22 protein-coding genes, 1 tRNA gene and 1 riboswitch are annotated in these 21,735 nt (G+C 39.6%); of the genes, 18 read left to right on the top strand and 5 right to left on the bottom strand.

The features are described 5' to 3' along the window. Position 1: 1 nt before the first annotated feature. Positions 2 to 1,777: a hypothetical protein gene (locus DL92_RS0109740; protein ID WP_026667547.1), complete on the bottom strand. Its 1,776-nt coding sequence runs from the start codon at positions 1,775 to 1,777 to the stop codon at positions 2 to 4. Between the two features lie 145 nt (positions 1,778 to 1,922). On the opposite strand from DL92_RS0109740, the gene DL92_RS20285 reads away from it, so the two are divergent. The 4 genes from DL92_RS20285 (at position 1,923) to DL92_RS0109720 (ending at position 5,464) form a co-directional block, all read left to right on the top strand. Beyond that, positions 1,923 to 2,834, top strand: a complete 912-nt coding sequence (locus tag DL92_RS20285; RefSeq protein WP_051625290.1) for a hypothetical protein — start codon at positions 1,923 to 1,925, stop codon at positions 2,832 to 2,834. Next, positions 2,834 to 3,811: a transglutaminase domain-containing protein gene (locus DL92_RS0109730; protein ID WP_026667546.1), complete on the top strand. Its 978-nt coding sequence runs from the start codon at positions 2,834 to 2,836 to the stop codon at positions 3,809 to 3,811. The genes DL92_RS20285 and DL92_RS0109730 overlap by 1 nt, the downstream gene beginning before the upstream one ends. An 80-nt stretch (positions 3,812 to 3,891) precedes the next feature. After that, positions 3,892 to 4,278, top strand: a complete 387-nt coding sequence (locus DL92_RS0109725; RefSeq protein ID WP_026667545.1) for a hypothetical protein — start codon at positions 3,892 to 3,894, stop codon at positions 4,276 to 4,278. An 88-nt stretch (positions 4,279 to 4,366) separates the two neighbouring features. Further along, positions 4,367 to 5,464: a substrate-binding domain-containing protein gene (locus DL92_RS0109720; RefSeq protein ID WP_026667544.1), complete on the top strand. Its 1,098-nt coding sequence runs from the start codon at positions 4,367 to 4,369 to the stop codon at positions 5,462 to 5,464. Positions 5,465 to 5,476: 12 nt separating this feature from the next. Here the strand turns inward: DL92_RS0109720 and DL92_RS0109715 are convergent, their stop codons facing one another. Then, the gene (locus DL92_RS0109715) at positions 5,477 to 6,175 is read right to left on the bottom strand and encodes a phosphotransferase (RefSeq protein WP_026667543.1); all 699 of its coding nucleotides are present in this window, start codon (positions 6,173 to 6,175) and stop codon (positions 5,477 to 5,479) included. A 155-nt stretch (positions 6,176 to 6,330) separates the two neighbouring features. Between DL92_RS0109715 and DL92_RS0109710 the strand changes: the two genes are divergently transcribed. Together DL92_RS0109710 and DL92_RS0109705 are read left to right on the top strand one after the other, a co-directional pair. After that, the gene (locus DL92_RS0109710; RefSeq protein WP_026667542.1) at positions 6,331 to 6,999 is read left to right on the top strand and encodes a hypothetical protein; all 669 of its coding nucleotides are present in this window, start codon (positions 6,331 to 6,333) and stop codon (positions 6,997 to 6,999) included. Between the two features lie 49 nt (positions 7,000 to 7,048). Then, a tRNA-Pro gene (locus DL92_RS0109705) sits at positions 7,049 to 7,121 on the top strand. A 76-nt stretch (positions 7,122 to 7,197) separates the two neighbouring features. On the opposite strand, the gene DL92_RS0109700 is transcribed toward DL92_RS0109705, so the two are convergent. The 3 genes from DL92_RS0109700 to DL92_RS18890 all read right to left on the bottom strand — a co-directional run bounded on the left by DL92_RS0109700 (position 7,198) and on the right by DL92_RS18890 (position 10,613). Beyond that, a complete protein-coding gene (locus DL92_RS0109700; RefSeq protein WP_026667541.1) occupies positions 7,198 to 8,514 on the bottom strand; it encodes a tyrosine-type recombinase/integrase in 1,317 nt (438 codons plus the stop codon). A gap of 158 nt (positions 8,515 to 8,672) precedes the next feature. Beyond that, entirely contained in the window at positions 8,673 to 10,067 is a 1,395-nt protein-coding gene (locus DL92_RS18895; RefSeq protein WP_242845849.1) for a DNA primase family protein, read from the bottom strand. A 6-nt stretch (positions 10,068 to 10,073) separates the two neighbouring features. After that, the gene (locus DL92_RS18890; protein WP_034468910.1) at positions 10,074 to 10,613 is read right to left on the bottom strand and encodes a CHC2 zinc finger domain-containing protein; all 540 of its coding nucleotides are present in this window, start codon (positions 10,611 to 10,613) and stop codon (positions 10,074 to 10,076) included. Positions 10,614 to 11,316: 703 nt separating this feature from the next. Here DL92_RS18890 and DL92_RS20280 point away from each other — a divergent pair. From DL92_RS20280 to DL92_RS0109625, 12 genes are all read left to right on the top strand, one after another. Next, positions 11,317 to 11,889, top strand: a complete 573-nt coding sequence (locus DL92_RS20280; RefSeq protein WP_026667540.1) for a hypothetical protein — start codon at positions 11,317 to 11,319, stop codon at positions 11,887 to 11,889. Between the two features lie 106 nt (positions 11,890 to 11,995). After that, positions 11,996 to 12,391, top strand: a complete 396-nt coding sequence (locus DL92_RS0109680; protein WP_026667539.1) for a BlaI/MecI/CopY family transcriptional regulator — start codon at positions 11,996 to 11,998, stop codon at positions 12,389 to 12,391. Between the two features lie 9 nt (positions 12,392 to 12,400). After that, the gene (locus tag DL92_RS0109675) at positions 12,401 to 13,675 is read left to right on the top strand and encodes a M56 family metallopeptidase (RefSeq protein WP_026667538.1); all 1,275 of its coding nucleotides are present in this window, start codon (positions 12,401 to 12,403) and stop codon (positions 13,673 to 13,675) included. Between the two features lie 12 nt (positions 13,676 to 13,687). Then, entirely contained in the window at positions 13,688 to 14,536 is an 849-nt protein-coding gene (locus DL92_RS0109670; protein ID WP_026667537.1) for a hypothetical protein, read from the top strand. A 54-nt stretch (positions 14,537 to 14,590) separates the two neighbouring features. Next, positions 14,591 to 15,229 carry a hypothetical protein gene (locus DL92_RS18880; RefSeq protein ID WP_034468891.1) on the top strand — a complete coding sequence of 213 codons (639 nt, stop codon included), beginning with the start codon at positions 14,591 to 14,593 and terminating at the stop codon, positions 15,227 to 15,229. A 23-nt stretch (positions 15,230 to 15,252) separates the two neighbouring features. Continuing rightward, complete coding sequence (locus DL92_RS21045; protein ID WP_155840017.1) at positions 15,253 to 15,408, top strand: hypothetical protein; 156 nt, start codon at positions 15,253 to 15,255, stop codon at positions 15,406 to 15,408. Continuing rightward, positions 15,374 to 15,970, top strand: a complete 597-nt coding sequence (locus tag DL92_RS0109655) for a hypothetical protein (protein WP_026667536.1) — start codon at positions 15,374 to 15,376, stop codon at positions 15,968 to 15,970. The genes DL92_RS21045 and DL92_RS0109655 overlap by 35 nt, the downstream gene beginning before the upstream one ends. Before the next feature lie 38 nt (positions 15,971 to 16,008). Further along, positions 16,009 to 16,803: a hypothetical protein gene (locus DL92_RS0109650; RefSeq protein WP_242845848.1), complete on the top strand. Its 795-nt coding sequence runs from the start codon at positions 16,009 to 16,011 to the stop codon at positions 16,801 to 16,803. 107 nt (positions 16,804 to 16,910) lie between these two features. Further along, positions 16,911 to 17,954, top strand: coding sequence for a hypothetical protein (locus DL92_RS0109645; RefSeq protein WP_026667534.1), 1,044 nt, complete (start codon positions 16,911 to 16,913; stop codon positions 17,952 to 17,954). A 130-nt stretch (positions 17,955 to 18,084) separates the two neighbouring features. Next, positions 18,085 to 18,996: a hypothetical protein gene (locus DL92_RS0109640; RefSeq protein WP_026667533.1), complete on the top strand. Its 912-nt coding sequence runs from the start codon at positions 18,085 to 18,087 to the stop codon at positions 18,994 to 18,996. A gap of 559 nt (positions 18,997 to 19,555) precedes the next feature. Further along, a complete protein-coding gene (locus tag DL92_RS0109630) occupies positions 19,556 to 20,317 on the top strand; it encodes a PBECR4 domain-containing protein (protein ID WP_026667532.1) in 762 nt (253 codons plus the stop codon). Positions 20,318 to 20,542: 225 nt separating this feature from the next. After that, positions 20,543 to 20,616, top strand: a riboswitch (cyclic di-GMP riboswitch). A gap of 80 nt (positions 20,617 to 20,696) precedes the next feature. Further along, a complete protein-coding gene (locus DL92_RS0109625) occupies positions 20,697 to 21,356 on the top strand; it encodes a hypothetical protein (protein WP_026667531.1) in 660 nt (219 codons plus the stop codon). The last annotated feature ends 379 nt before the right edge of the window (positions 21,357 to 21,735 follow it).

Below are 21,735 nucleotides of genomic sequence, written 5' to 3'. Positions count from 1 at the left end.
CTTATTCTTTTACCTTTATTTGTGACAGGTAGATTGCTGTTCCTGTCGCTAACAAGATGATCAATAATCTTAGATTTATGTTTGATTCATCAAATGTTTTTGACATTCTTGCAATTCTGCTGACTCCGAGAATCTTATTGTTTTCGGAGCTTGTCTTTTCCATTGCTTTTCCGCCTATTATAACCGCTTTTTTAGGAAGAGCCTTTTCTTTTATACCTGTTGTGACAGGAGCATTGTCATCGCCTGAATTGCCACTTTTTTTGCTGTTATGACCATCGACAAGGACTAGCCGACCGTTTACACATTCTACGTTGTAGTATTTGGTCACATCATTGCCGTATTCGTCGACAATCCTGTAGCTTGTGATCTCGTTTACAGATGAGCCTATGCCGCTCTGACTTCCGTTGATGACAACATCTACGAGACTGTGGCCTTTAAGAAGTGAACCTGATGTGATCTCAACATTTTTGTTTGTTATAGTCTGTCCTGAATAGTTCTGCACGGTTGTTCCCGCTTCGATGGTGATCTTTCTGGATGTGACTTTTAACTGATCTGATGAAGGAGCTTTTTTTGTAATCCGGGATGATGGAATGGATGATATCACATTTCCTGCGTCATCAACAACTTTTACAACAATATCTTCAGGTGCGATTTCCTTATTGTCAAATATAAAAGGAATCTTATAAGTCGCGATCTGCTTGGCAACAACATAAGCGGCATCAATATTTACCCAATAACGGATGCCGTTGTGTTCGAAATAAGTACCTGAACCGTTTTCTCCTGCATGGACTTCTTGTTTTAATAAATTACCGAGTGCATCGAAAAAAGATGTTACATAATTTGTGGCTGAATTGTTGTCTTTTACCGTTATGTTGAAACCGCCGATGTAGTGGTCTTTGCCGTCATATTCAAATGCCGGGGTGTTACATGCGGTCTCGATATTGATGGTAACATCCGGAACGGGACCGTTTGGAATTATCTCAGGATCTGCTTTTACAGGCGGATCTTTTTCTATTGGAATGCTTCGTTTCCTTATTACGCCGTCTACATAGATGTCATTGGAGTAGGTTGCGTCAATGACATACCAGGCAATATACTGCGTGGCGGGATCAAAAGCAAAGCCTTTGCCGAATTCTTCTGCAGTAGGATAGCGGAGCAGTGAAGAGGCTATACTATTTTGCAGGGTTATACCATTTATTTTGTTGCCGCTATCTGAAATGGAAGAGGTAAATTGGGTGTTTGTGCCCTCTTCGATGGCATCGTCCAATTGTATCTCGGCTATATAGCTGTTGCCTGTAGTAGAATATGCGGTTGAACTGTCAATTTCGCCTTCTGAACTATCGAGAATACGGAAGGTTACCCTGCATTTCGGCGGTTCTTTAGTAGCTTCTTCAACTTCTTCATATTCTTCGACCGGAAATGGATCCACTTCAACTAATTTTGGCAGTTCCTTCGGCAAATCTGTTTGATTGGATTCTTTAATCGGCTGGTCTGCCGGTTTATTATATGGTTCTTTTTGGGGATTTATTGATGAATTATCAATGGATGTCTCAGCAACGTAGGTCGGTTCATCATTTTGTTTGTCATCCTGTTCAAGTATTACTTCTTTTCTCTGTGTATTGTCTAAAGAAGTTCTTCCGGTGCTTGCAATGTTGCTCTGAAGGTCGGTATTGTCTTCTTTTGCGTGCGTCGGAACAGAGGAACAGAAACATTCCGCAATAGTCATAACTGCGATCAACACAGCGGGAACTACCGCAGAGATACCTCTCTTGCGCATATATGATTACTCCTGTATTTCAAATATAAATATTCCAAATTTTAATATTACGAATTATAATATCATAATCCTAAACTTTTTGTAAAATAAGTCGATAAAATTTATATACTGAATACATATACTATCCGGAGGATGATGATAGATTATGAAAAACTTAGGAATAAAAGCTGTTTCAGCGCTTCTTTCGGCGGCTGTTTTTATGGGAGTTTATTTTTCGGGAGTGGCAACTGTAGAGACTTTTGCCGTTGATGATCCGTATACCGCGTTTTCAAAGGCAACTACCGTATATAACGGAGTTGATTATAAGGCGGAATATAATCCGTTGTATTATTATCTGAACTATGCGGATCTGAGAAATGCTTTTGGCGCAAATCCGGATAAACTTGTTGAGCACTGGGTTATTTTTGGTAAAAAAGAGGGCAGAGTTGCCAATAAACTTATAGGAGACAGCACGGAGTTTGTTGTTCCCACAGGAGAAAAGGATGTTATCGTCATTCCAAAGACAAAGCATGATAACGGTGGAATGACATACGATCAGGAAATACAGGCCAGAAATATTGCAAAGCAGATTGCCGAAGCTATTGAAAATGCCGCAGATGCAGGAAATACATCGGCATCATCCGGTTCTTCGGGATCGTCAAAGTCTAAGTCATCCAAAAAAAAGGCTATTAAAGACGTTGAGAAGGTTGCATATGCTGCAGGAATAGTCAAAGCATACTGTGATCTTGGTACATATACCACAAAGGGTAAGATGTACCGCACGGCATACGGAGTCTTTATCGGAGGCGAGTATTCATGCGCGGGAGCGACAAGAGCGCTTGGACTTATCCTTGATTATCTGGGGATATCATGGGTTCATAAGAATATAAATTCATGGGAAGATCAGTGGTGCCAGGTTATTGTCGACGGAAAAGAGGGCTATGGAGACGGAATTGCCGCAACAGCAGGATACGGAAAGCATCCCAATGAGGGCGGCGATGCAAAAGATGTTGTTTCGTATTCTAAGATAAGATATAAATTTGAAGTGGCAACAGAAAAGCCAAAGAAGGAAAAGTAATGAATGAGAACATGATGCGGAGAGCTAAGAAAGTCGCGGCATTTATAGTTTCTTTTGCGGTAGCGGTCGGAACGACCATAAATTCGGGAGCTTCGGGAACTACTGAGATAAATGCGCTTACTTTTAGCAAGAATCCGGAAATTACAACAGTTCATATAGGAAGTGATGTACAGTCCATTACATCGGACGCGTTTAAAGGGCTTTTTAAACTAAAATCAGTTACTGTCAGCGAGAAGAATCCTTATTATTCGTCATTTAGTGACTGCCTTTACAACAAGAATAAAACGGTTCTGTTGTGCTTCCCACCGGCGCTTACAAGTGCAAGGATTCCGGCAAGCGTTACTTCGATAGGCGAAAATGCGCTTCTTGGAGTGGGGACGGAGCTGAAGAATCAGATAATAGATGCTGTTAATGGACAGGAAGGCGAGAATCTTACTGAGGACAAGGTGCCTGGAGAACATTTTGTTCATACGCAGTACGGTATCAGGTGGAAGGATAAAAAAGGAAATCTGACCGAGCCCAAAAGTGAGATAATGAGACTTACGGCTTCTGTTGTCGAAGCGTGTACAGATGGCACGATGACGCAGAGCAGGCAGCTTGAAAGATGTTTTAATTACTTCATAAACGAGGTTTCCTATGAAAGGGAAATGAAAGTTCCGGTAGGAGATTGGACGAGCGATTACGCGTGCCGGATTCTTTTTACCGGAAAGGGAAACTGCTATAAATATGCGGCGGCGTTTGCTTATATAGCCAGGGGGCTGGGGTATGAGGCAAAGGTGTGCAGCGGAACGGTAGCGGCTGCAAGTGGAGGAAGAACGCCACATGCATGGACGGAAGTAAAAATCGGCGACAACTGGTATATTTTTGATACAGAGATGCAGGATGCAAAGGGAAGCGGATATTACAAGCAGACTTATGACAAATATCCTGCGGGGCCTATTGAGAAATCATCGTCCTGGACTGTATTTTATCAGTAAAAAAGGCTAAGTGCTTTTTTATACCGCGCGGGCGCGGGTTAGCCCGTAAATTATTATTTTTTTGAGGGGATTTTTAAGTAATGAAAAAAGTAGCAGCAACAACATTGGTATTTATGGGATTGATGGCTTGCGTCATTGTATTCAACATCATTTTGTGTGTGGCAGTACCGGAATACAAAGACTTTTTGACGACGGCTGTCGCGGAAGAAACGACGCCTCCTGTTGTAAAGGCATCAACCGTAAGTGTTACCAAAAAGAACGAAAAACCGACGGAAGAGAAGTTGACACTTGAGGAACTTAAGGAGAAATATGATATTTCCGCTTTGGCATGCAGTTCATCATGCGATGAAGAGTGTGGTGGCGGTGCAGAGCTTACAATTGTAGATAAGGCTTACCATGAAGATTGCGGAACCGGAAAGGGTTACTGGGTTATTACCTATTCTGACGGAAGTACTGCGGTTGAATGATCATAATTCATAATTTAGTTTTTGATAGGTGCTGACATGATCTTGAATTAAGTCAGCACCTTTATATTTATGGAGAGGAATAAAAGAAATGAGAAGGAAATTGTTTGAAGTATTGACAGTTTCTGTTTTGATTACTGCGTTGCTTGCAGGATGTTCTGAAAAAAATATCGAAGAGACGGAAGCTGAAGCGGCTGCGAGCGTGGCGTCTTCAGCAGAAGAAAAGGAGATGACTCCCGCCGATATGAGGGTTGGAGTATTTATTTACAAGTTATCCGACACATATATGTCTTTATTTAAGGATGAGCTTATAAAAGACCTTGTGAAAGCGGGCTTTAAGGAAGAAAACATCACTGTAGTCAATTCTGCGGTGAGCCAGGGATATCAGATGCTGCAGCTTAGAAAGCTTATTGCTTCGGGTGTTGATATTCTTGTCGTCAATCCGGTTAATACATCTAAGACGGCTGAAGTTACGGATCTTGCGATGGAAGCCGGAGTTCCGCTTGTATATGTTAATCGTGAGCCCGATGCAGCCGAAGAGATAAGGTGGGAAAGCGAAAGCATGCCCGTTACTTATATTGGTTGTGATGCAAGACAGGCAGGAACTTTTCAGGGAAAGATCATAATGGATCTCGGCTTTGAAAATATTGATAAGAATGGAGACGGTGTTCTGCAATATATCATGGTCAAAGGAGAAAAAAACAACGCGGATACCTATTTTAGGACAAGATATTCAATAGACGCACTAAAAAAAGCGGGATGGAATGTTGAAAAGCTTGCTGAAGGCAACGGCAACTGGGATAAGAATGTGGCGGAATATGTTGTTACTGAGGCACTTAAGGAAAATCCTTCGCCTGAGGTGATTATCTGTAATAACGACATGATGGCTATCGGTGCTCTTGAAGCTGTAAGCAAATCCGGCCTTGTAGCGGGGGATGATGTTTACATTATCGGTGCAGATGCTTTTGAAGTCGCACTCGAGAAAATCCTTGAAGGAAAAATTGTCGGAACCGTATTCAACAACTATGTCGAGCAGGCCCGCCTTACGACAGGAACGATACTTTCATACATGAAGAAGCAGAACGTAGCTCATTTTTACGGCAGTGATTATGTTAAAGTCACGAAAGAGAACGCTGAGACTATACTTGGGATAATCAGAGAGGGTGATGAGACGGAGGAAGAGTATTAAGGGTGCTGAAGTTTATTTTTCAGCAGCTCTAAGTATTTTGCTTGCTTTAACAGCGTCAGAAAAATCTTGTTCTGATACGCCGGATTCCAACATCGTTGGAAGAATTGTTGCTTTAAATGCCTCCAAGGCTTCTTTTGAGAATTCGTCAAAGATTATATATGTTCTGGCATAATCAAACACAGCAGGAGCGATTCTTGAGTTAATCCAGTCAATGATTGTAAAACTGTTGCCGGCATCAGAGGTCATTATGTTCAAAAAATGCATATCTAAATGACAGACACAGGATTTATGTTTTGCTGAAAGCCTTTCTATAATTGGCAAAACAATTTCTTTATCGTGATCTGGAATGCTCATTCCTGCAGTATCTGATAAACGAGGCATATTTATCCCGGAAATATCTTTGCTGTGTACAAAACTAAAGGCATCGGAAAGGATTTCCATACAGGTAATATCTCTTTTTCTTGCCCTGGTTTCTAATGTTTCTCCTTCAACAAAATCCATTTTTACAATGTGATCATCTTCTGTATCATAGTATCTTACCGGGCTTAGGCCGGATATGTTTACTTCTTTTTGCTGTTTTTTTTCAAAATCAATCCATTCAGTCGGATAAGATTTATCATAGATTTTATATGCATATCCGTGGTAGAGAACCACTTTTGCCTGTGCACCTTTGCCTATTTCTTTCTGTGTTCCGTCAAATATTGTATTCATGTTTTTTCCCCTTGACTCCCCAATTCAGTTTTATTTTTCAATTGTATCAAACTAATCTTTATAAGCAAAAGGTTTAATAGTTTTTTTAGCTTTGTTTTTGTCTGAGTATAGTATTATATTAATACCCTTTTTCGTAAGATGTGAATGGAGGTATTATGCACGAAACAACTCAAATATCGTATGAGTTGGGCACGGTGAATATTATCCTTAATTCTGAAAGTAGGATCGGTCAGGATGCTCCAAACTTTCGTTTTACAGACTACGACCAAGTACTGTACTCCTGCTTTACGCCAAAAGAATTAGAGCAGATAGCAGAAGGTGGCAGTGCCGAACTCATTTTTAATCTGATAATGAAAGATCCGCTAAGCAGCGATCTTACCGACAGCCCGTTATCTGACTTTGCAGAACTTCCCGGAAAAATCTTTGAAGGACTTACCGAAGGTGTATACATGAATCTTGATGTATACAAAACATTTGGGAATATGGAGCAGTCAGAACTTGAGATGTTCTACGAAAATATAGATTTTCAACTCGACATTCCTTTATCTCTCATAAAAGAAAATCGTGAATACTTTATATACTCGGATTTCATGGGAAGTACCGAATTATTCGAAGATATAGATAAAGAAATTGAAACAATATCCATAAACACAAACGCAATAGGTACGAGTTTGCTCCTTTACAGAGAGATGCCGATTATAGCAAATGCAAAAGTAAATTATGACAATAGTTATGTGCAGCAACCCCAGTATTTATGCGTGATTGGCATAATTGCACTCATCCTTTTATGGAAGAGAATTGACTTTTTACATAAAAAAGAATAAAAAACCTATTGCTTTTCTCAAAACAGCGTTATATAATGGAGAACGTCGTCGGGGTGTGGCTCAGTTGGTAGAGCACTATCTTAGGGAGGTAGGGGCCGCGTGTTCGAATCACGTCACTCCGATTGATTAAAACCGCTCAGTTGAGCGGTTTTTTCTTTTGCCTTTTTTAGAATTTGTTTGACCAAATGTTTGACCTGATCATCCGAGAAGGGTTTCAAGGTTTTCTTTTGACAGTGTTCGGTTGTTTTGCCTGTTGTAGTACCTGGTCATTGTACTGTCAGCATGTCCTGCAGTTACCCTAATCTGATCTTCACCCATTTGCATAGAATATGCTTCCTGAATTGCTCCGCGTCTTTGTGCATGAGTCGACATTGGCTCTATACCAATATCTTTGCAATACATCTTAATATGCTCATTAACGCGGTTTGTGCTGATTGGAAGATTACCTTTGCTATTAAAAACGTATTTCTTTTGACCATTGATAAGATAAAGCTCTTTTAAGATGTTTTTAGCTTTATCTGTCAGCGGAATTTCTCTAGCCACTTCATCAGCCTTTAAATGCTCATCATCAACTACGACAAGTTTTCCGTCAACTTCTCGTTTAGATAAAGAGTGCTTTATAGTTAGTGTCTCTTTTTCGAAATCAACATCATCCCAAGTGATAGCAAGCCATTCACCAACTCTTTGCATAGATGTAAGCCAGAATCTTATGGCAAGTGAATAAACTGTCTGCTTAGGAAGTGCTTTTAGGTGATTCTCAAGGCTACAGCGCCAGTCTTTAGAAGTTGCCTTCTTTTTATTCATGCTTTTGGCTTTCTTAGGACACATGTTGTTTGGAAGAGAAATAACGGGATTGATAGTTATTATCTTCTGCCAGATAGCATAGTCAAAAGTCTGCTTAAGGACGCTTTTTGCTTGATCAATCTGTCTTGCATTGTACTTCCTGCTTGCAGTAAGTCTTTTGAAGGCGTCAATGATATCACCGGAAATTACAGTCTGTATGGGGAGAGTGGAGATTACATCCCCTGCCCAGTACTTATTCCAATACTGATCCTTGCGTCTTGCAGTGCTGGTCGGATAGGTTACTGAGCCATCATTATCAACTATTGGAGTGTGGTTATGCTCTGAAAAGAGATTAAATACATCCTGTACAGAGACAGTACTGTTGTATGTATCTGCGACAGGGAGCATTCTTCCAATGACCTTCTGATATAATGCTTCTACAGAAGTTGCTGATATCTGCTTTCTCTTGCCATCCTTTGTGATTGACACTAAATATAAAGTTTTATTAGGCTTTTTGACAGTGGTTATCTTTTTCCCAAGCTCTTTTTCAATTGCCTGGATCTTGAGTTGTAAAATCTGTTTTTCCAAATCTTCAATAACAACACCGACTGAGTTTATAGTAGCATAGTCGGCATCGGTTTCCAATCGGAGCTTCTTGGAATTAAGTACTTTTATCTGCTCAAAGATATCACGCTGTGAAATTGGGGTTGTATCCTTTGCGTTTTGAATCATATATCAGGCTCCATAAGGCACTTTTAAAGGCATATAAAAAGCCTATGTAGCCCTTGTCCGTACTGGACTTAGGCACATAGGCGCATGATTTGCAACTTGATTGAGATATTTTGTTGTGATCTATAAGGAGCAACTTCAAAAACCAGTGCCTATATGCCTTATGCGCCTTTGAACTTTTCAAAAGGCACATTATCTACGATATGATTGGCATACAGGCCTTTGTATACTCTGGCTGTTTTTCTATCTATGGATACGTTCTTGAGGTAGGTTATTCCAAGCTTAGAGGCACGTTGCTTGACTTCTCTGGAAAATGAGTTTTCAGATCTTGGCTTAACAAGGTTTTCGCTAGCCCAAAGCATATAGGCCTCATACAAGTCCTTTGTTGTACAGAGGGCTTCTTCCTTGAAAGATATATATCCTTCTGATTCAAAGAAATCCAGGATGCTATCCTCATCCTTACGAAGCTCTGTTTGATTCTGAACAGTACGCGCGCTTATTGTGAAATGAAATTCATGGGCAATCAGCCTCTTTAATCCTTCCAGACACCAAATGGCAATTCCTTCTGTTTCTGATGTGAGTTTTTCTGAAAGGTTTCTGTCATCAATCCTGTTTTCAGATTTTTCTTTTACCCGGAGAGTTATCTGTCTTCGGTAGAATCCATCTGACTTATCATAAAGAGAACTAAGAGAGCCATTACCAAAAGCCATTATCCTGACGTTTAGGTAGCCCTGGTAGCTCTGCTGACCCTTACGTTCAAGGTTCATCTTATCTTCCATGGTAACCACAGCTTTAATAATGCCGGTATCGGAAAGAGCCTCCATCTTCATATCATCATCAATCATAAGGAGCATGCCTTCCTGATCCGCCAAAGCAAATCTGTTGCTCGCCAGTGTATTAACGCTGCATACAGTCATGTTATTTCCAAGGAGATTTCTGCAGACAAAACCGACTCTGGACTTGCCTTCACCACCGCTACCTACAAGAAGGAGCATTGCCTGGGATTTGGTTGTAGGGATAAAAATGTATCCCATGAATTCTTGAAGAGTAGCAATATCTTCAGGGAAAAGAAGTTCATCAAGAAATTTAAGCCACCTCACAGGCTCTTTTGCATTTGGATTGTAATTTACAGGCAAGCGGTTTGAACAGAATTCCTTTTCAGGGATGAATCCACCATCAATAAAATAGGTTCCGTTCTTAAAATGAACCCTGTCTATATGTTTTGGCATTGAATCGCAAAGGACCTCATAGCGTATGGCATCAAGAACCTGCTTAGCCTTTTTTACTATGTTGGTTTTTATGTAAGGTTTCAGAATATCAACTATTTCCTTTTTGAGTTTTTCCTCGCTGACAATTCCATCAATGTCATAAAAGATTCCACCAACATATTTAAGTGGATGTCTTCTGATGAACCATGAGCAGAACTCCACCTCATCAATTCTGTTTGCTTTTTGATCAAACCAGTTAACTTCATCACTGGTAGATTCCAATTGCCTTGCTACATCAAGCAGAGCCTTCTTTGTGTTTTCATCTAAGCTGTTCCATTCGTCTTTCAATATCTATTACCTTCCATAATTTGTAATTAAAAAAGCTCTGTCAGAAATATTTCCGTAGAGAATTGTATCCAGAAGATTCTCAATCAGATCTATTTCCTTCAGAGCTTCGCAAAAGTAAGGATGCCATTCATGGTTTTCATCCTTGGGAGCATATTCAGTTTTCCATTTTTCTAACAGATGCAGGTAATCACATAAAACAAGATAGCAATGCTTTTCAATTCGTCTAAAAAGCTGCTCGTTTGATTTTGGAGGAGATGTATATTTTGGTGGAGCATGGTAATTTGTGCTTGCGTTCAAACCAAAGTCTTCACAAATTTTAAGTGCAGTATCTTTGGGACTAAGTCCAAAATGCTTTGAGACAAAATCTATGGCATCACCTTTTTCGCCGCAACCAAAACAGTAGAAGTTCTTATCAATCTTCATACTGGGAATCCTATCATTATGGAACGGACACCTGCACATACCATTACGATTAATCGCAATTCCATATCTTTCTGCTACCTGGCGAGTTGTAATATTCTCTTTTATGTCTTCGAAAATACTCATTTTTTGGTTGGCTGTCTTTTTCTTGATTATATATATATTCAAAACCTCCTTTAAACCCAGCAGTGGCGCCGCTTCTCAAGAATCCCTACGAGGGCTATAAAAAAGTGGCAAGCAGTGCATTTGTGGGACAAATGCCATTTTTTGCTTGTTGGGGCGTAACGCCCCAAGCCCCATTACACCTCGAAAACTCGGAACGGCGCATTCGCTTATTTTACATTTTTTACGTTACGCTTATTTGGCAAAAGCAAATAAAAAAGCAACCAGGAAAAGTTCCTGATTGCTCTGATTGAGACGCCTACATTTTATTCTTTTTCTTATACTATTTTAGCTCCTGTAGAATTGTTTTCAATGGACAAAGTTAGGACAAAGTCGGGACAAAACTGTGACAAAATTGGGACGTCCACAACAGTATTTTATAATAGAATGCATTAGGGCTAATACTCTACGCATTTTAAGTTTAAGCAATGTAATTTGAATTTAAAAGTGCCATTTGGTTGCCATTTGGGTTATTTTTGGGGACATTTGGGGACGCTTTTTTACAAATATTAACGTGCTAAAGATAAGAGCATTGTACTTAGAATAATAAAAAATGATAACAACTATTAACTATTAACGATTGTTATCCGATAAATAAGTTGTAAGGATAACTATACATATTTTTAGGCACTTTATGGATAGAAGCATAATACACGGAGGTAGGCAAATGGCTTTATCAAATGTAATGACAAAATCACTTATATCTGCCAGCAGTTCCATGAAACAGGTTAAGGCTCAGCATGCAATAAAGTCACAGATGGACGGAAAAGCCGGAGTACTGGAAGCAGAAATCAAGCTGGATTCTGGTAGAGGTGGAGACGTTACCAAAAAGAAAGAAGAACTGGAGCATATACAGAAAAAAGCAACTGAAATAGGTCAGCAGGAAATGTCACAGCTATCTGAGCTTAACAGCAATATGAACGAAGCAGCCAAAGCAGATGCTGAGGAGCAAAAGCAGAATGAACGTATTGAAAAGCAGCGCGAGAAGAAACGTGCTGAAAGAAGAGAGCAGGCCGAGCAGCTTCAGGAACAGATTGCTGAAAAGGCTTCCGGAAATGTTCAGATTCCTGGTGAAGGCGAAGAAAAACAGATTACTGTTGCAGGTGTAGAAGTGAAAACTAAGTCTGCATCAACTTATAATACCAGTGTTCCTCATATAGATGAAAGAGTAGCACCAACGACTCCTTCAGAAGTATCTGCAAGCATTTCAGTTAATCACAGCTTGGATATAAAGACTTAAAATCTTAAATGTTTATTAATTTGCGTTTATAATTAATGTTTGTTATTTCATGTGATATTCTATAAATAGAGAAATAATCTGATTAAGCACATGCGGGAGGTACATTATGCCAAGAGAAGAGATGCTTCCAAGTGAAAGCGAATGGATGATCATGGAGGTGCTTTGGAGATGCGGCCATGACCTTACATCTGCTGAGATAACAGACAGACTTCCGAAGTCTTCCAAGATGACACAGAGAATGGTAAGGGTCCTGATAAACAGACTTTGCAAGAAGGGAATGCTTACATATACCGTTGATCCGGATGACAGCAGGGTTTATCACTATACAGCTGCAAGAGGAAGAGAGGAGTGCCAAAAGGCAAAGAGCAGTGCTTTTGTAGAAAGCTATTTTGAAGGTAACAGGCTTTCCGCTGCATTTGCAGTATTAGATAAAGAAAATCTATCTGAAGAACAGATAAAGGAACTGGAAAACCTAATAGCTAAGGCTAAGAAGAATAAATGAGTCTCACGGATGAGCGAAGGAGCAGTTATGCAGGGAATGCTGTTATTCTTTAATAAGCTATATGGATTTTTAGAATTTGTATGTGTCTATTTCGCGACCATACTTGGTTTTTGCGCAATCATATCGATTTTTGTTTTGGGAATCATTATGATTCTGCGGAGCACGCTGTTTTCTAAGAGCGTTTTTGGGAAGGCTGCTTTGTGGTGTCTATTGATTCCTGTTATTTTTTGCGGGAAGCTTCATGTTTACTATGAGACTAAGGCCGGTTTATATCTGATGCTCTGGTGGCATGATCTATGTGTAGGGCACACATGGATAGGAGTTCTTTACATAATTGTAATATTGGCATTTGGATTCAAATTTTGGTGGAGAAGAAAAAAACTTACGGATTCAGTAAATCGTTTTTATGATTCCGAAGAGTACAGTTCAAAATATGTAATCAAGACGTTTCCTGGTGAACTGTCTTCGTTTTGCACTGGATGCATAAGACCTGTAATTGTTATCCCTGAAAGCATTTCATCAGATGAAGCCGGGGTTGTCATAAAGCATGAAGAGACGCACATTATGCTCGGACATCTTTGGATACTCCTTGCATATGATATTCTGCGAGTTATGCTGTGGCCTAATCTGTTCCTGCATCTTTGCGTAGGATATATGAAAAGAGACCTTGAGGACATCTGCGACACTGTTACAATCCAGAGAAGCGGAATTGATGCATGTGATTATGGCGAGACAATCTTAGGTTGTGCCAGGAATATGATGCAGACAAGGAAGAAGCTTGGATGCGAGGGAGGAATGTCTTTTGCATGGGATGACAGCTATAAGATTCTGAAAAAGAGATTGGAAAGGATAGTTGCCAGAAAAGCCTATAATCTAAAGATTCTATCTATTGGTGCAGCTGCAGTAGCGATTCTGGTTGTGGCTTCAGTGGGAATTATTAAAGCCAATTCATATAATAGGACCAATGATCTGGGAATGATAAGCGGCATTTGTTATTCAGAAAATGCCCAGAAGGTATATACAGATACTGACAAATCAGTTGTGGTTGATTTTGATGACAACTATATCTATGTTGATGGTAAAGCCCTTTTGGAGCAGTATCCTGAGGCAAATGAAAGTGATGGATGGTTTTACATTTCATCAGGTGGCTACTATAAAATTCCCGGAATTGGTGGCGGTGGTAGCTGGGCAGAGATTAATGCAAATGAAATCCATGACGGACTAATCAAACTGCCAAAGCATACAGATATGGATATCTGGGAGCGCATTATCATGTGGCTGTAAGGAGGTGGTCATGTGAATGGCGGATGGGAAGTAAATGTAAGCGGAAATACAACGCATTACAGAAAAAAACTCTATGATGCATACGGTAATCATGTTGGAACTATAGGAATCTGTAAACCGACAAAGCAGACCGGCAAAAAGAAAAAGGCTGCTCTTTACAGTTTCAAACAGGTTTCGTCACAGGTGCTTGCTGCCAAGACATCAGGAAAAGCAGCACAGGTATCAACGAGCATAAGGATGAAGATAGGTCTTTTGCGCAAGCAGCTAAAGAACGGCGACTATGATGAAGAAGAAATCCTAAGGGCTATACTTCATGCAGAAATGGTCCAGCGTGCCTGTGACAAGAAAAAGAAGAATCTGAAGATGGAAGAACGGGCAGAAAGAGGCATTGAAAGTGAAGAAGAAATGCCGCTTGAGCCGGAAGAAACCATTGATGAAGAGGCTTCTGAGGAAGAGATTAAAGAGCTGGAACAGGAAGAGGTTGAAGCTCTCATGGAAAAGCTTGAAATGGCAGCTGAGGACATGATGGAGATGGCAGAAGAAACAGCTGAGCTTGATGAGGATCTGGATGAGATGGCAGAAGCTCTTTCCGGATCTATGACACCGGAAGATCTAGAGCAGCTTAAGGTGAAACACAGATCGGATGAAGCAAGAGACATCTTAAAAGCAGACCTAAAATATCTGAAAGCCTTGTTTGACAGATTACAATCGGAAAAGGAAAACGCTGGAAAAGCCTCATTAGCTGGAGGATATGACTGCGGAGTATCGTTGTCACTTGGAGGAATGGATATGCCAGTAATTGATGCATCATCGCAAAGTATGCCGGTGGAAACAGGTGGATCATTTGATGCCACAGTTTAAACTATTTTTTTACAGATACTGCTAACAGATGTTAATAAAAGGAGGTATTACATTATGAGTATCGGGATTAACACAAACTATGGGAACTACAACTATGCAGGCGTTAATAATGCTGAGCCTAGCTGGGCAAAGAACGATGAGAAAGATGAAAAGAAGGAATCTGCGGTAAACCAGCAGGGTGCTGTATATGAGAAGACAGCCACAGAAAAGAGCAGTAAAGAAGATGATTCCAAGGCAATCTATAAGAAATCAGCTACTGACAGAGCAGCTATTGTTCAGCAGATGAAAGCAGCAGAGGAACAACAGAGAAACCAGCTGATGGCTATAGTTCAGAAAACTCTGCAGGGACAGGTAGGTGCATATGGCAAGGCTACAGGAAACAGCATGTGGCAACAGCTTGCTGGTGGAAATATCAAGGTTGATGCGGCTACAAGAGCTCAGGCACAGAAAGATATTTCTGAAGACGGATACTACGGTGTAAAGCAGACATCCCAGAGACTGTTTGATTTTGCTGCAGCCCTTGCCGGAGATGATGTCGACAAAATGAAAGAGATGCAGAAAGCCATGGAAAAGGGATTCAAGCAGGCTACTAAGACCTGGGGACGTGAACTTCCGGCAATATGCAAAGAGACTATGAATGCAGCCAATAAGCTGTTTGAGGATTATTATCATTCTAAAGAACAGATGGTTTGATCATAATAAGGGGGCTGGTGGTTATGGCAGATGGTCTTAAAACATTTTTTAGGGAACTATTAGATCCAAGTCCTATCAAAGAAAAGCACGTTGATCTCACGATGGAGCAGTTTGAAGAGCTTCAGAGAATATTGGAGAACGCCTATGAATATAAACATGCAAGGGTTAAATCTTCTTAACAGACCTATGAGTAAAGCAACGCAGGACCGGATGGAAAGACAGGCCAAGCGTGATAATCAGATAGCCTTCTTTGAAAAGCAGAAGGAAAACCTAAAGAACATGAAAACCGACTCTCTTGAGGATATCCAGAGGAAGATCGATATGTTCCAGCAGTATGATGACCAGATTGATGCAGCTAAAGCCTCATATAACAACTCCCAGATGTTCCATATACTGGATGAGGCCAGAGAACGCGGTGAAAAGATTGCTGAAGAAGCTGAGAAGATGGCTCCAAAGACTCCGGAAGAGCGTCGTGAAGAAATGATCGAGGAAGCAACCGGTATCGATAAGGATAAAGGTATTATTTCTGAGGTCATGGATGAACTTGAGGATCAGATTGAAGAACTTACCGAAATGGCAGAGAACGTGGCAGAGCTTAATGAAGAGAATCTTGAGACATTATCAGATGAAGCAATTGCTGAATCCGATGCCGCTGCAATTGCACAGGCAAAGGAACTAAATAACATGCAGGTTGATAAAATGTTGCCTGAAAAATATAGGCATATTGATTACCACATTTAAGGAATGGATTCCGGGTAATAGCAAAGGAGGGTGGATATATGTCAACAATCAGAGGATATTCACAGAGTAACTATTATGATAGCGCTGATAACGACTATAGCGCATATAACCAAAATGCCAGTTCATTCCTGGCTGGTCTAAGTATCAATTCAGGAGCAGGCAATAATAATGGCATCATGGGTGGGATAAACCTCTCAGATTATGCCAGTATAAAGAATGGATCCTATGGGAAACTTGTTAAGGCCTATTATGCCAAGCAGAAGGCTGATGGTGCTTCATCAGGCAGGGATTCATCTGCAAAACTTACTTCCATGGGAAGTGCAGCAGGAACTCTGGCAAAGTCAGCAAGTGCTCTTATGAAGGATTCTCTTTGGGAAAAGAAACAGATCAAGACCAAAGATGAGAAGACGGGCGACGAGACTACAAAAGAAGATTATGATTGGGATTCAATTACCAAGGCAGTAAAGTCATTTGTTGATAATTACAACAAAACTATCGAGAGTGCCGGTAATTCAAACACCAAAGACGTTTTAAGAAATGCGGCATGGATGACCAAGACCACAAAGTCTACAGAAAGACTTTTGGAACGTGCTGGTATATCGGTAGGTGCTGATAATAAGCTTGAGCTTGATGAGGATGCCCTTAAAAAGGCTGATATCAGTACTTTAAAGAGTATATTTACAGGTTATAACTCTTTTGCATCAAGGGTTTACGACAAGGCACAGTCCATGACAAACGCCGCAGCAAGAGCTGGTGGCACGTATACGAGCACTGGAAATTATTCAGATGTGCTGTCATCAATTCTGCCGTCAAATATTGATAAAAAAGAGTGAGCTATTCAGGCTTTAATAAAGAATCATTTTTGCCGATATACATATAGATGACCATATTTATGCATGATACAAGATAGTATCAGTTTTGCCATAAGTGGAGGTGCTTTATGAGGATACAACAGAACACGGATGTTCAAATAAATCCTTTCCAAAATCAGAATAATGCCCAGTCGACTACTGGGGTAGGTAAAACTGCACATAAGAGCGGCAATTTGTCCTCAGTATCAGGTGCCAATCTGAAGGGTGAAAGCCTTGTCCAGCAGAGGCAGGGTCTAGCCAGAAAACAGGCACTCAAGGTGGTTTCCGATGCATTTGGCGGAGAGAAGAAGCTGGATGCACAGATGCAGTCTATTAAAGATGAGATAAAGCGCCTTCAGGACGAGATCAACGAAAAGACTGCGGATACACTGGAGAATGATGCCAGGTTAAAAGAACTCCAGGAAGCATATGGAATTGATCCGGACAGCGAAGAGAATAATGAGCTTTCAAAACTTGCTTTTAAGATGAATAATTCCAAGGATGGTTTATCTGATGAAGAAAAAAGCAAAATGTCAGAGTATCAGCAGCAGGCTTTATACTATGTTGCGAAGAATCAGCAGAATTCACTTGATATAGACAGGGCAAAAGCTCAGCAGATGGGAAATGTTCAGGGCTATGCAGATATGAAAAGAGAACGTGCTAAGTCTCAGGATATGCTGAAAGCTCAGGATGAAGCTGAAGATATTATTGAAGCTGCTAACGGAGAGACTTTAGCTCTTTTGACGCAGGAAGCAGTCGATCACGTTGACGAAGAGCAGAAGGAGCGCGAGGAAGAAGCAAAAGAAGCTGCCGAAAAGAAGAAAGAAGAGAAGAAGGAAGAAGCAAAGAAACTCGAAAAAGAAGCTATGCAGCAGGAAATGATAGAGAATATCAAGGAACACGCTGCAGAGAGCCAGAGAACCAGTGCTGATACCAAACGGGCTATTGCAAGAAGAGAACGTGCAGAAGCTGACAGCATGGGAGCAGAGGATGCCCAGAGAACTATTATTTCTGAGGGTGCATCTATGGAGGATACGCAGAATGCTGTTAATTCTGAAATTACGAATATCCTCAATAAGCTGAGCTTACTTTCAAATGATGTTAAGGGCAGCACTGTTGACAGTCAGATATAAGAAGAACGCTATTCATGACATAGATGATGCTATTGGTGACATTAGTATTATCTGATAAAGGATTGATGCCGAAAGGAAAAAGAGAAACCCTTGTGATATTCACAAATCATGTACAAGGAGGTAGATGATTATGGCAGGAATCAATATAACTCCAGTGAACAGACAGGTAAAAGACGTTAGTCAGGATATATATGCTGCAAAGTTGCAGCGTGACGAGATGCAGACAAAATCTGTAAATAAGGATGAGAGCAGTGGCTTACAGAACGCGGTTGCCGATAAACTAAGTGATAAATCTAAAATTAATACTGCTTTCTCAGATACGGCAGCTACCTTGTCTATTTCTGCTTTAGGTGCTGAAGAATTAGAAAAAGTGAGAGATTCCTGGAATAATCATCCTGTAAGCGCTTTATATGAAAAAGACATACCGGTAAGCAAAAATGCAGAAGGTGTTTATAAAATTGGCGGAGCTTCTTTTAATGATGAGGAGTTATCTGCTGCAAGAGATCTGATAACAGGTATCGGAAGTCAGTTAAAGAATGGATATCTCAGTTACAGAGATTATGCAAAGATGGAAGTAGCGCAGAAGGTTGTTGATAAATGTGCTACTGAAGGATTTAATGAAGATCAGGCAAAAGCTATTAGCCGGGCTATGAAAGACTATAATCATAACCTGATCAGAACTCAGGAAAGGATGCTGGCAAATAAGAAAACCAAGACCAATGATGACCCTGCATCAGGAAAATATTTTGGCATTGAGGTTTATTTGCCAAATGAAGTAAGAAAATCAACTAATGAGTATGCGAGCACAGATATAGCAACAAATCAGAATCTTATTGCAAACATCCGTGACAACATTAGAAACACAGACCTTTCCGACAAAAATGCTGTCAACAAGTTGATAACCTCGTATGAAGATATGATGAGACCTGCTTATAATGCACAATATCCAAATAGCATTAAGGCTAACGTGGATGATGCACTTTCTAAGGATATAAGCGAATTTCTTAAAATTATCGAATATGCAGACAAGTTTGTTAGATAGCAGAGTTGTATACTGTAACAGGTTTTATACGGATATATTCAGAGAGAAGCAGGAAATCCTTTGCTTCTCTTCTTTTTGTTTGTGGTCATGGAATGTTATAATGACGTGGAAATGCGTAAACTAACATAAATGGGGAAATGCTATGCAACTAGAAAAGCAAGTTGCTAATACCATATTTGACAGAAGGGATTATGAGGAAACATTCTTTATTAATCGACTAGGAGTTGATAGAAAAAACATGTTTGCGTTTTAAAGGACAATTGGGCTGAGAATTGGAAAGAGATAGTTATATCGATGTGTTAAAATTCTATGAAGAATGCTGTTATTGCTTGTAAAACAGTATCCTTTATCGTATTATTTAATTAGAAAAAGTTGACTTTGTTGTGGTGATAATGTATCATATAGGTCTATTGTATTAAAAGATATGCAGGCTCACTTGCTGAGGGATTCACGTCGGCTGAACCGGGCACTCCCCTGCTTAAAAAATAATCGTGAACGATTGCCGATAGTAAAGCTTTTGGCTCTGGCCAAGAGCTTTACTTTATTTTTGGAGATAATCATGGACATTACAGATATCAGGAAATGCGCTCAGGCATTTGCCACTTATTATCTTGAAAGCTTTTATATTGTTGTTACATACAATGGGAATGGATTTATCCTTATTGGTGAGACAGATAATTTTCCACATCTGATAGGAATATCAAAGCAAATCTATAATTCTAATGGATACAGAACACCAAAGAAGTTGTATAGAGACATTGCTGATGGGCAATCTATCAGTACGAAGATTGTCCCCAATGTCATATCGACAACTTCCAAAATGTATAAGAAAGTTCGAAACTTTATCAGCAATAGAGATGTTCTAATTAGCAATAGCTGTCCTATAATCTTGAGATATGATCCTCAAAAATCAAATCGTAAGCTTAATAATGTAGATATACTTATATCAGATTTGAATAAAGGATATATGTTGGGGTGGATATACAATGCAAAAATTAGAGTGAATTCAGACATTGATATCACGAAGTATTGCATCAGTACATGGATAGATGAGTCTGACGGAAATGTTCAGGGTAAAGAAAAATATATGCCTGGGCAGGATGTGGAGCTTATTAAAACTGTGTTGGTATTTGATAAGAATTCAGAACTCCTTCGCCAGAAAGAGTATAAGTACAGTGCTAAGCAGAAATTGCAAATATTAGATTCATGTTGTAGAAATAATTGCAATTTATTGTTGGATGACAATAATGCTCGGAATTATATTAAACTTGCAAAAGAAAAAAATATTTTGTGTTCTATAAATGGAGTTATTCATACCTAAGACATTGATGTGAGAATTGTATGGGGAAGTCGATAGAAACTGTTTGACCAGTTGTTTGACCTTTCGGTCAGTCGGTGTTGTCAAACCTCCTTTCCGTGCGGGCTTTGAGATTTTTCAATCGTGTTCGAATCACGTCACTCCGATTGAATAATAAGGCTACAAACATAGTATTATCTAAGTTTGTAGTCTTTTTTTCTGGGTAAAGTATCATCCCGTTTATTCTTGAATAATTAAGGGCAAAATTAGAGAAATCTAATGACGCAAAGCTATAGGGTCCGAAAGGATAGCCAGTTACAGTTTTATTGCGATGCGTAGGTATCGCTTTTTTTGCGCTTTTTATATTAAAACAAAGGCTAACGAAGAGGAGACTGATTGAGGTATGAAAAAAGGCAATGAAATGAACAAAGAAGAATTACGAGATGCATTGAAAAAAGCTTATGACAAGCTGAATGAGAACGAATTTAGCGATCTTGATGATCAGGAAGAATTTTTATTAAGTGATTACGACTATAAAAATACAAAACTCCAAATTAGAGCTCATGGAGGCGTTGGTGCAGCAATTAAATGGTTTTTGATCGGATACTTTGGTTATGAATTAATTTATTGCGGAATCATGGAATTAGTATTTTACGCGAGCCCGGAGTTTCTTGCTAAACTGAATTCGGATCAAAATTTGGCAAAGTTTTTCGTAGGGTTGTTATTTGCCGGAGTTGGAGTCGGTATACTTTTGGCAATCATAGTAAAGAGAAAAGCCATTAATAAAATTGTGAAGATTACTGAAGAAATAAAAATGAATATTTCTGAGCTTGATAAAATGCGCAAAGAACGCATAGATAAATATCCTGAAATATTTGGCTTTATTCCCGAAAAATATAACGATAAAACTGTCATAGCAAAGATATTGGAATATCTAGACAATATGCGTGCTGACAATCTTAAAGAAGCAATCAATCTTCTTGAACAGGAAATAGCTACGGAACAATATAAGAATGAGATAAGACAAGAAATCGACGATTTGTATATTGATTCTGTTTACTGATATTGTAGTGTGATTTTGTAAGAAATGTGACTAATTCGAGCGTTACGGAGCTCCTTAGTCACATTTTTTCTTGAAAATAGGGAGTTTTGGAGTTCTAGATGAGGAAATGAAGGGGAGATTTTGACTATAACAAATGTTATCAAATGTATTAGTCACTGTGGCCTTGGAAATCCGGGGAAAAGTGTGACTAATTCGATATGTTTTTGCTCTATTAGTCAAAAAAAGGATTTTGCGACCGGATCGGGCTAAAAATCCTGCAAAAATATGATACACTACACTTTAGTACATTGTTTTTTGACCTGCCGGAGCCGGCCAAAAGAAGATGTAGCAAAATCACAGTGTATGCGCCGAAATAAAAGCGGATGCACCAAAAAACAAA

This window comes from Butyrivibrio sp. AE2005, from assembly GCF_000686965.1.
GTDB classification, from domain to species: Bacteria; Bacillota; Clostridia; order Lachnospirales; family Lachnospiraceae; genus Butyrivibrio; species Butyrivibrio hungatei_A.
Note: the sequence above shows the minus strand (reverse complement) of the source record. Positions and strands in the feature narration are given on the sequence as shown.

Excerpts from the sequence above, each read along its gene's own strand:
- DL92_RS0109740 (WP_026667547.1), bottom strand. The coding sequence starts at position 1,777 with ATGCGCAAGAGAGGTATCTCTGCGGTAGTTCCCGCTGTGTTGATCGCA.
- DL92_RS20285 (WP_051625290.1), top strand. The coding sequence starts at position 1,923 with ATGAAAAACTTAGGAATAAAAGCTGTTTCAGCGCTTCTTTCGGCGGCT.
- DL92_RS0109730 (WP_026667546.1), top strand. The coding sequence starts at position 2,834 with ATGAATGAGAACATGATGCGGAGAGCTAAGAAAGTCGCGGCATTTATA.
- DL92_RS0109725 (WP_026667545.1), top strand. The coding sequence starts at position 3,892 with ATGAAAAAAGTAGCAGCAACAACATTGGTATTTATGGGATTGATGGCT.
- DL92_RS0109720 (WP_026667544.1), top strand. The coding sequence starts at position 4,367 with ATGAGAAGGAAATTGTTTGAAGTATTGACAGTTTCTGTTTTGATTACT.
- DL92_RS0109715 (WP_026667543.1), bottom strand. The coding sequence starts at position 6,175 with ATGAATACAATATTTGACGGAACACAGAAAGAAATAGGCAAAGGTGCA.
- DL92_RS0109710 (WP_026667542.1), top strand. The coding sequence starts at position 6,331 with ATGCACGAAACAACTCAAATATCGTATGAGTTGGGCACGGTGAATATT.
- DL92_RS0109700 (WP_026667541.1), bottom strand. The coding sequence starts at position 8,514 with ATGATTCAAAACGCAAAGGATACAACCCCAATTTCACAGCGTGATATC.
- DL92_RS18890 (WP_034468910.1), bottom strand. The coding sequence starts at position 10,613 with ATGAGTATTTTCGAAGACATAAAAGAGAATATTACAACTCGCCAGGTA.
- DL92_RS20280 (WP_026667540.1), top strand. The coding sequence starts at position 11,317 with ATGGCTTTATCAAATGTAATGACAAAATCACTTATATCTGCCAGCAGT.
- DL92_RS0109680 (WP_026667539.1), top strand. The coding sequence starts at position 11,996 with ATGCCAAGAGAAGAGATGCTTCCAAGTGAAAGCGAATGGATGATCATG.
- DL92_RS0109675 (WP_026667538.1), top strand. The coding sequence starts at position 12,401 with ATGAGCGAAGGAGCAGTTATGCAGGGAATGCTGTTATTCTTTAATAAG.
- DL92_RS18880 (WP_034468891.1), top strand. The coding sequence starts at position 14,591 with ATGAGTATCGGGATTAACACAAACTATGGGAACTACAACTATGCAGGC.
- DL92_RS21045 (WP_155840017.1), top strand. The coding sequence starts at position 15,253 with ATGGCAGATGGTCTTAAAACATTTTTTAGGGAACTATTAGATCCAAGT.
- DL92_RS0109655 (WP_026667536.1), top strand. The coding sequence starts at position 15,374 with ATGAATATAAACATGCAAGGGTTAAATCTTCTTAACAGACCTATGAGT.
- DL92_RS0109650 (WP_242845848.1), top strand. The coding sequence starts at position 16,009 with ATGTCAACAATCAGAGGATATTCACAGAGTAACTATTATGATAGCGCT.
- DL92_RS0109645 (WP_026667534.1), top strand. The coding sequence starts at position 16,911 with ATGAGGATACAACAGAACACGGATGTTCAAATAAATCCTTTCCAAAAT.
- DL92_RS0109640 (WP_026667533.1), top strand. The coding sequence starts at position 18,085 with ATGGCAGGAATCAATATAACTCCAGTGAACAGACAGGTAAAAGACGTT.
- DL92_RS0109630 (WP_026667532.1), top strand. The coding sequence starts at position 19,556 with ATGGACATTACAGATATCAGGAAATGCGCTCAGGCATTTGCCACTTAT.
- DL92_RS0109625 (WP_026667531.1), top strand. The coding sequence starts at position 20,697 with ATGAAAAAAGGCAATGAAATGAACAAAGAAGAATTACGAGATGCATTG.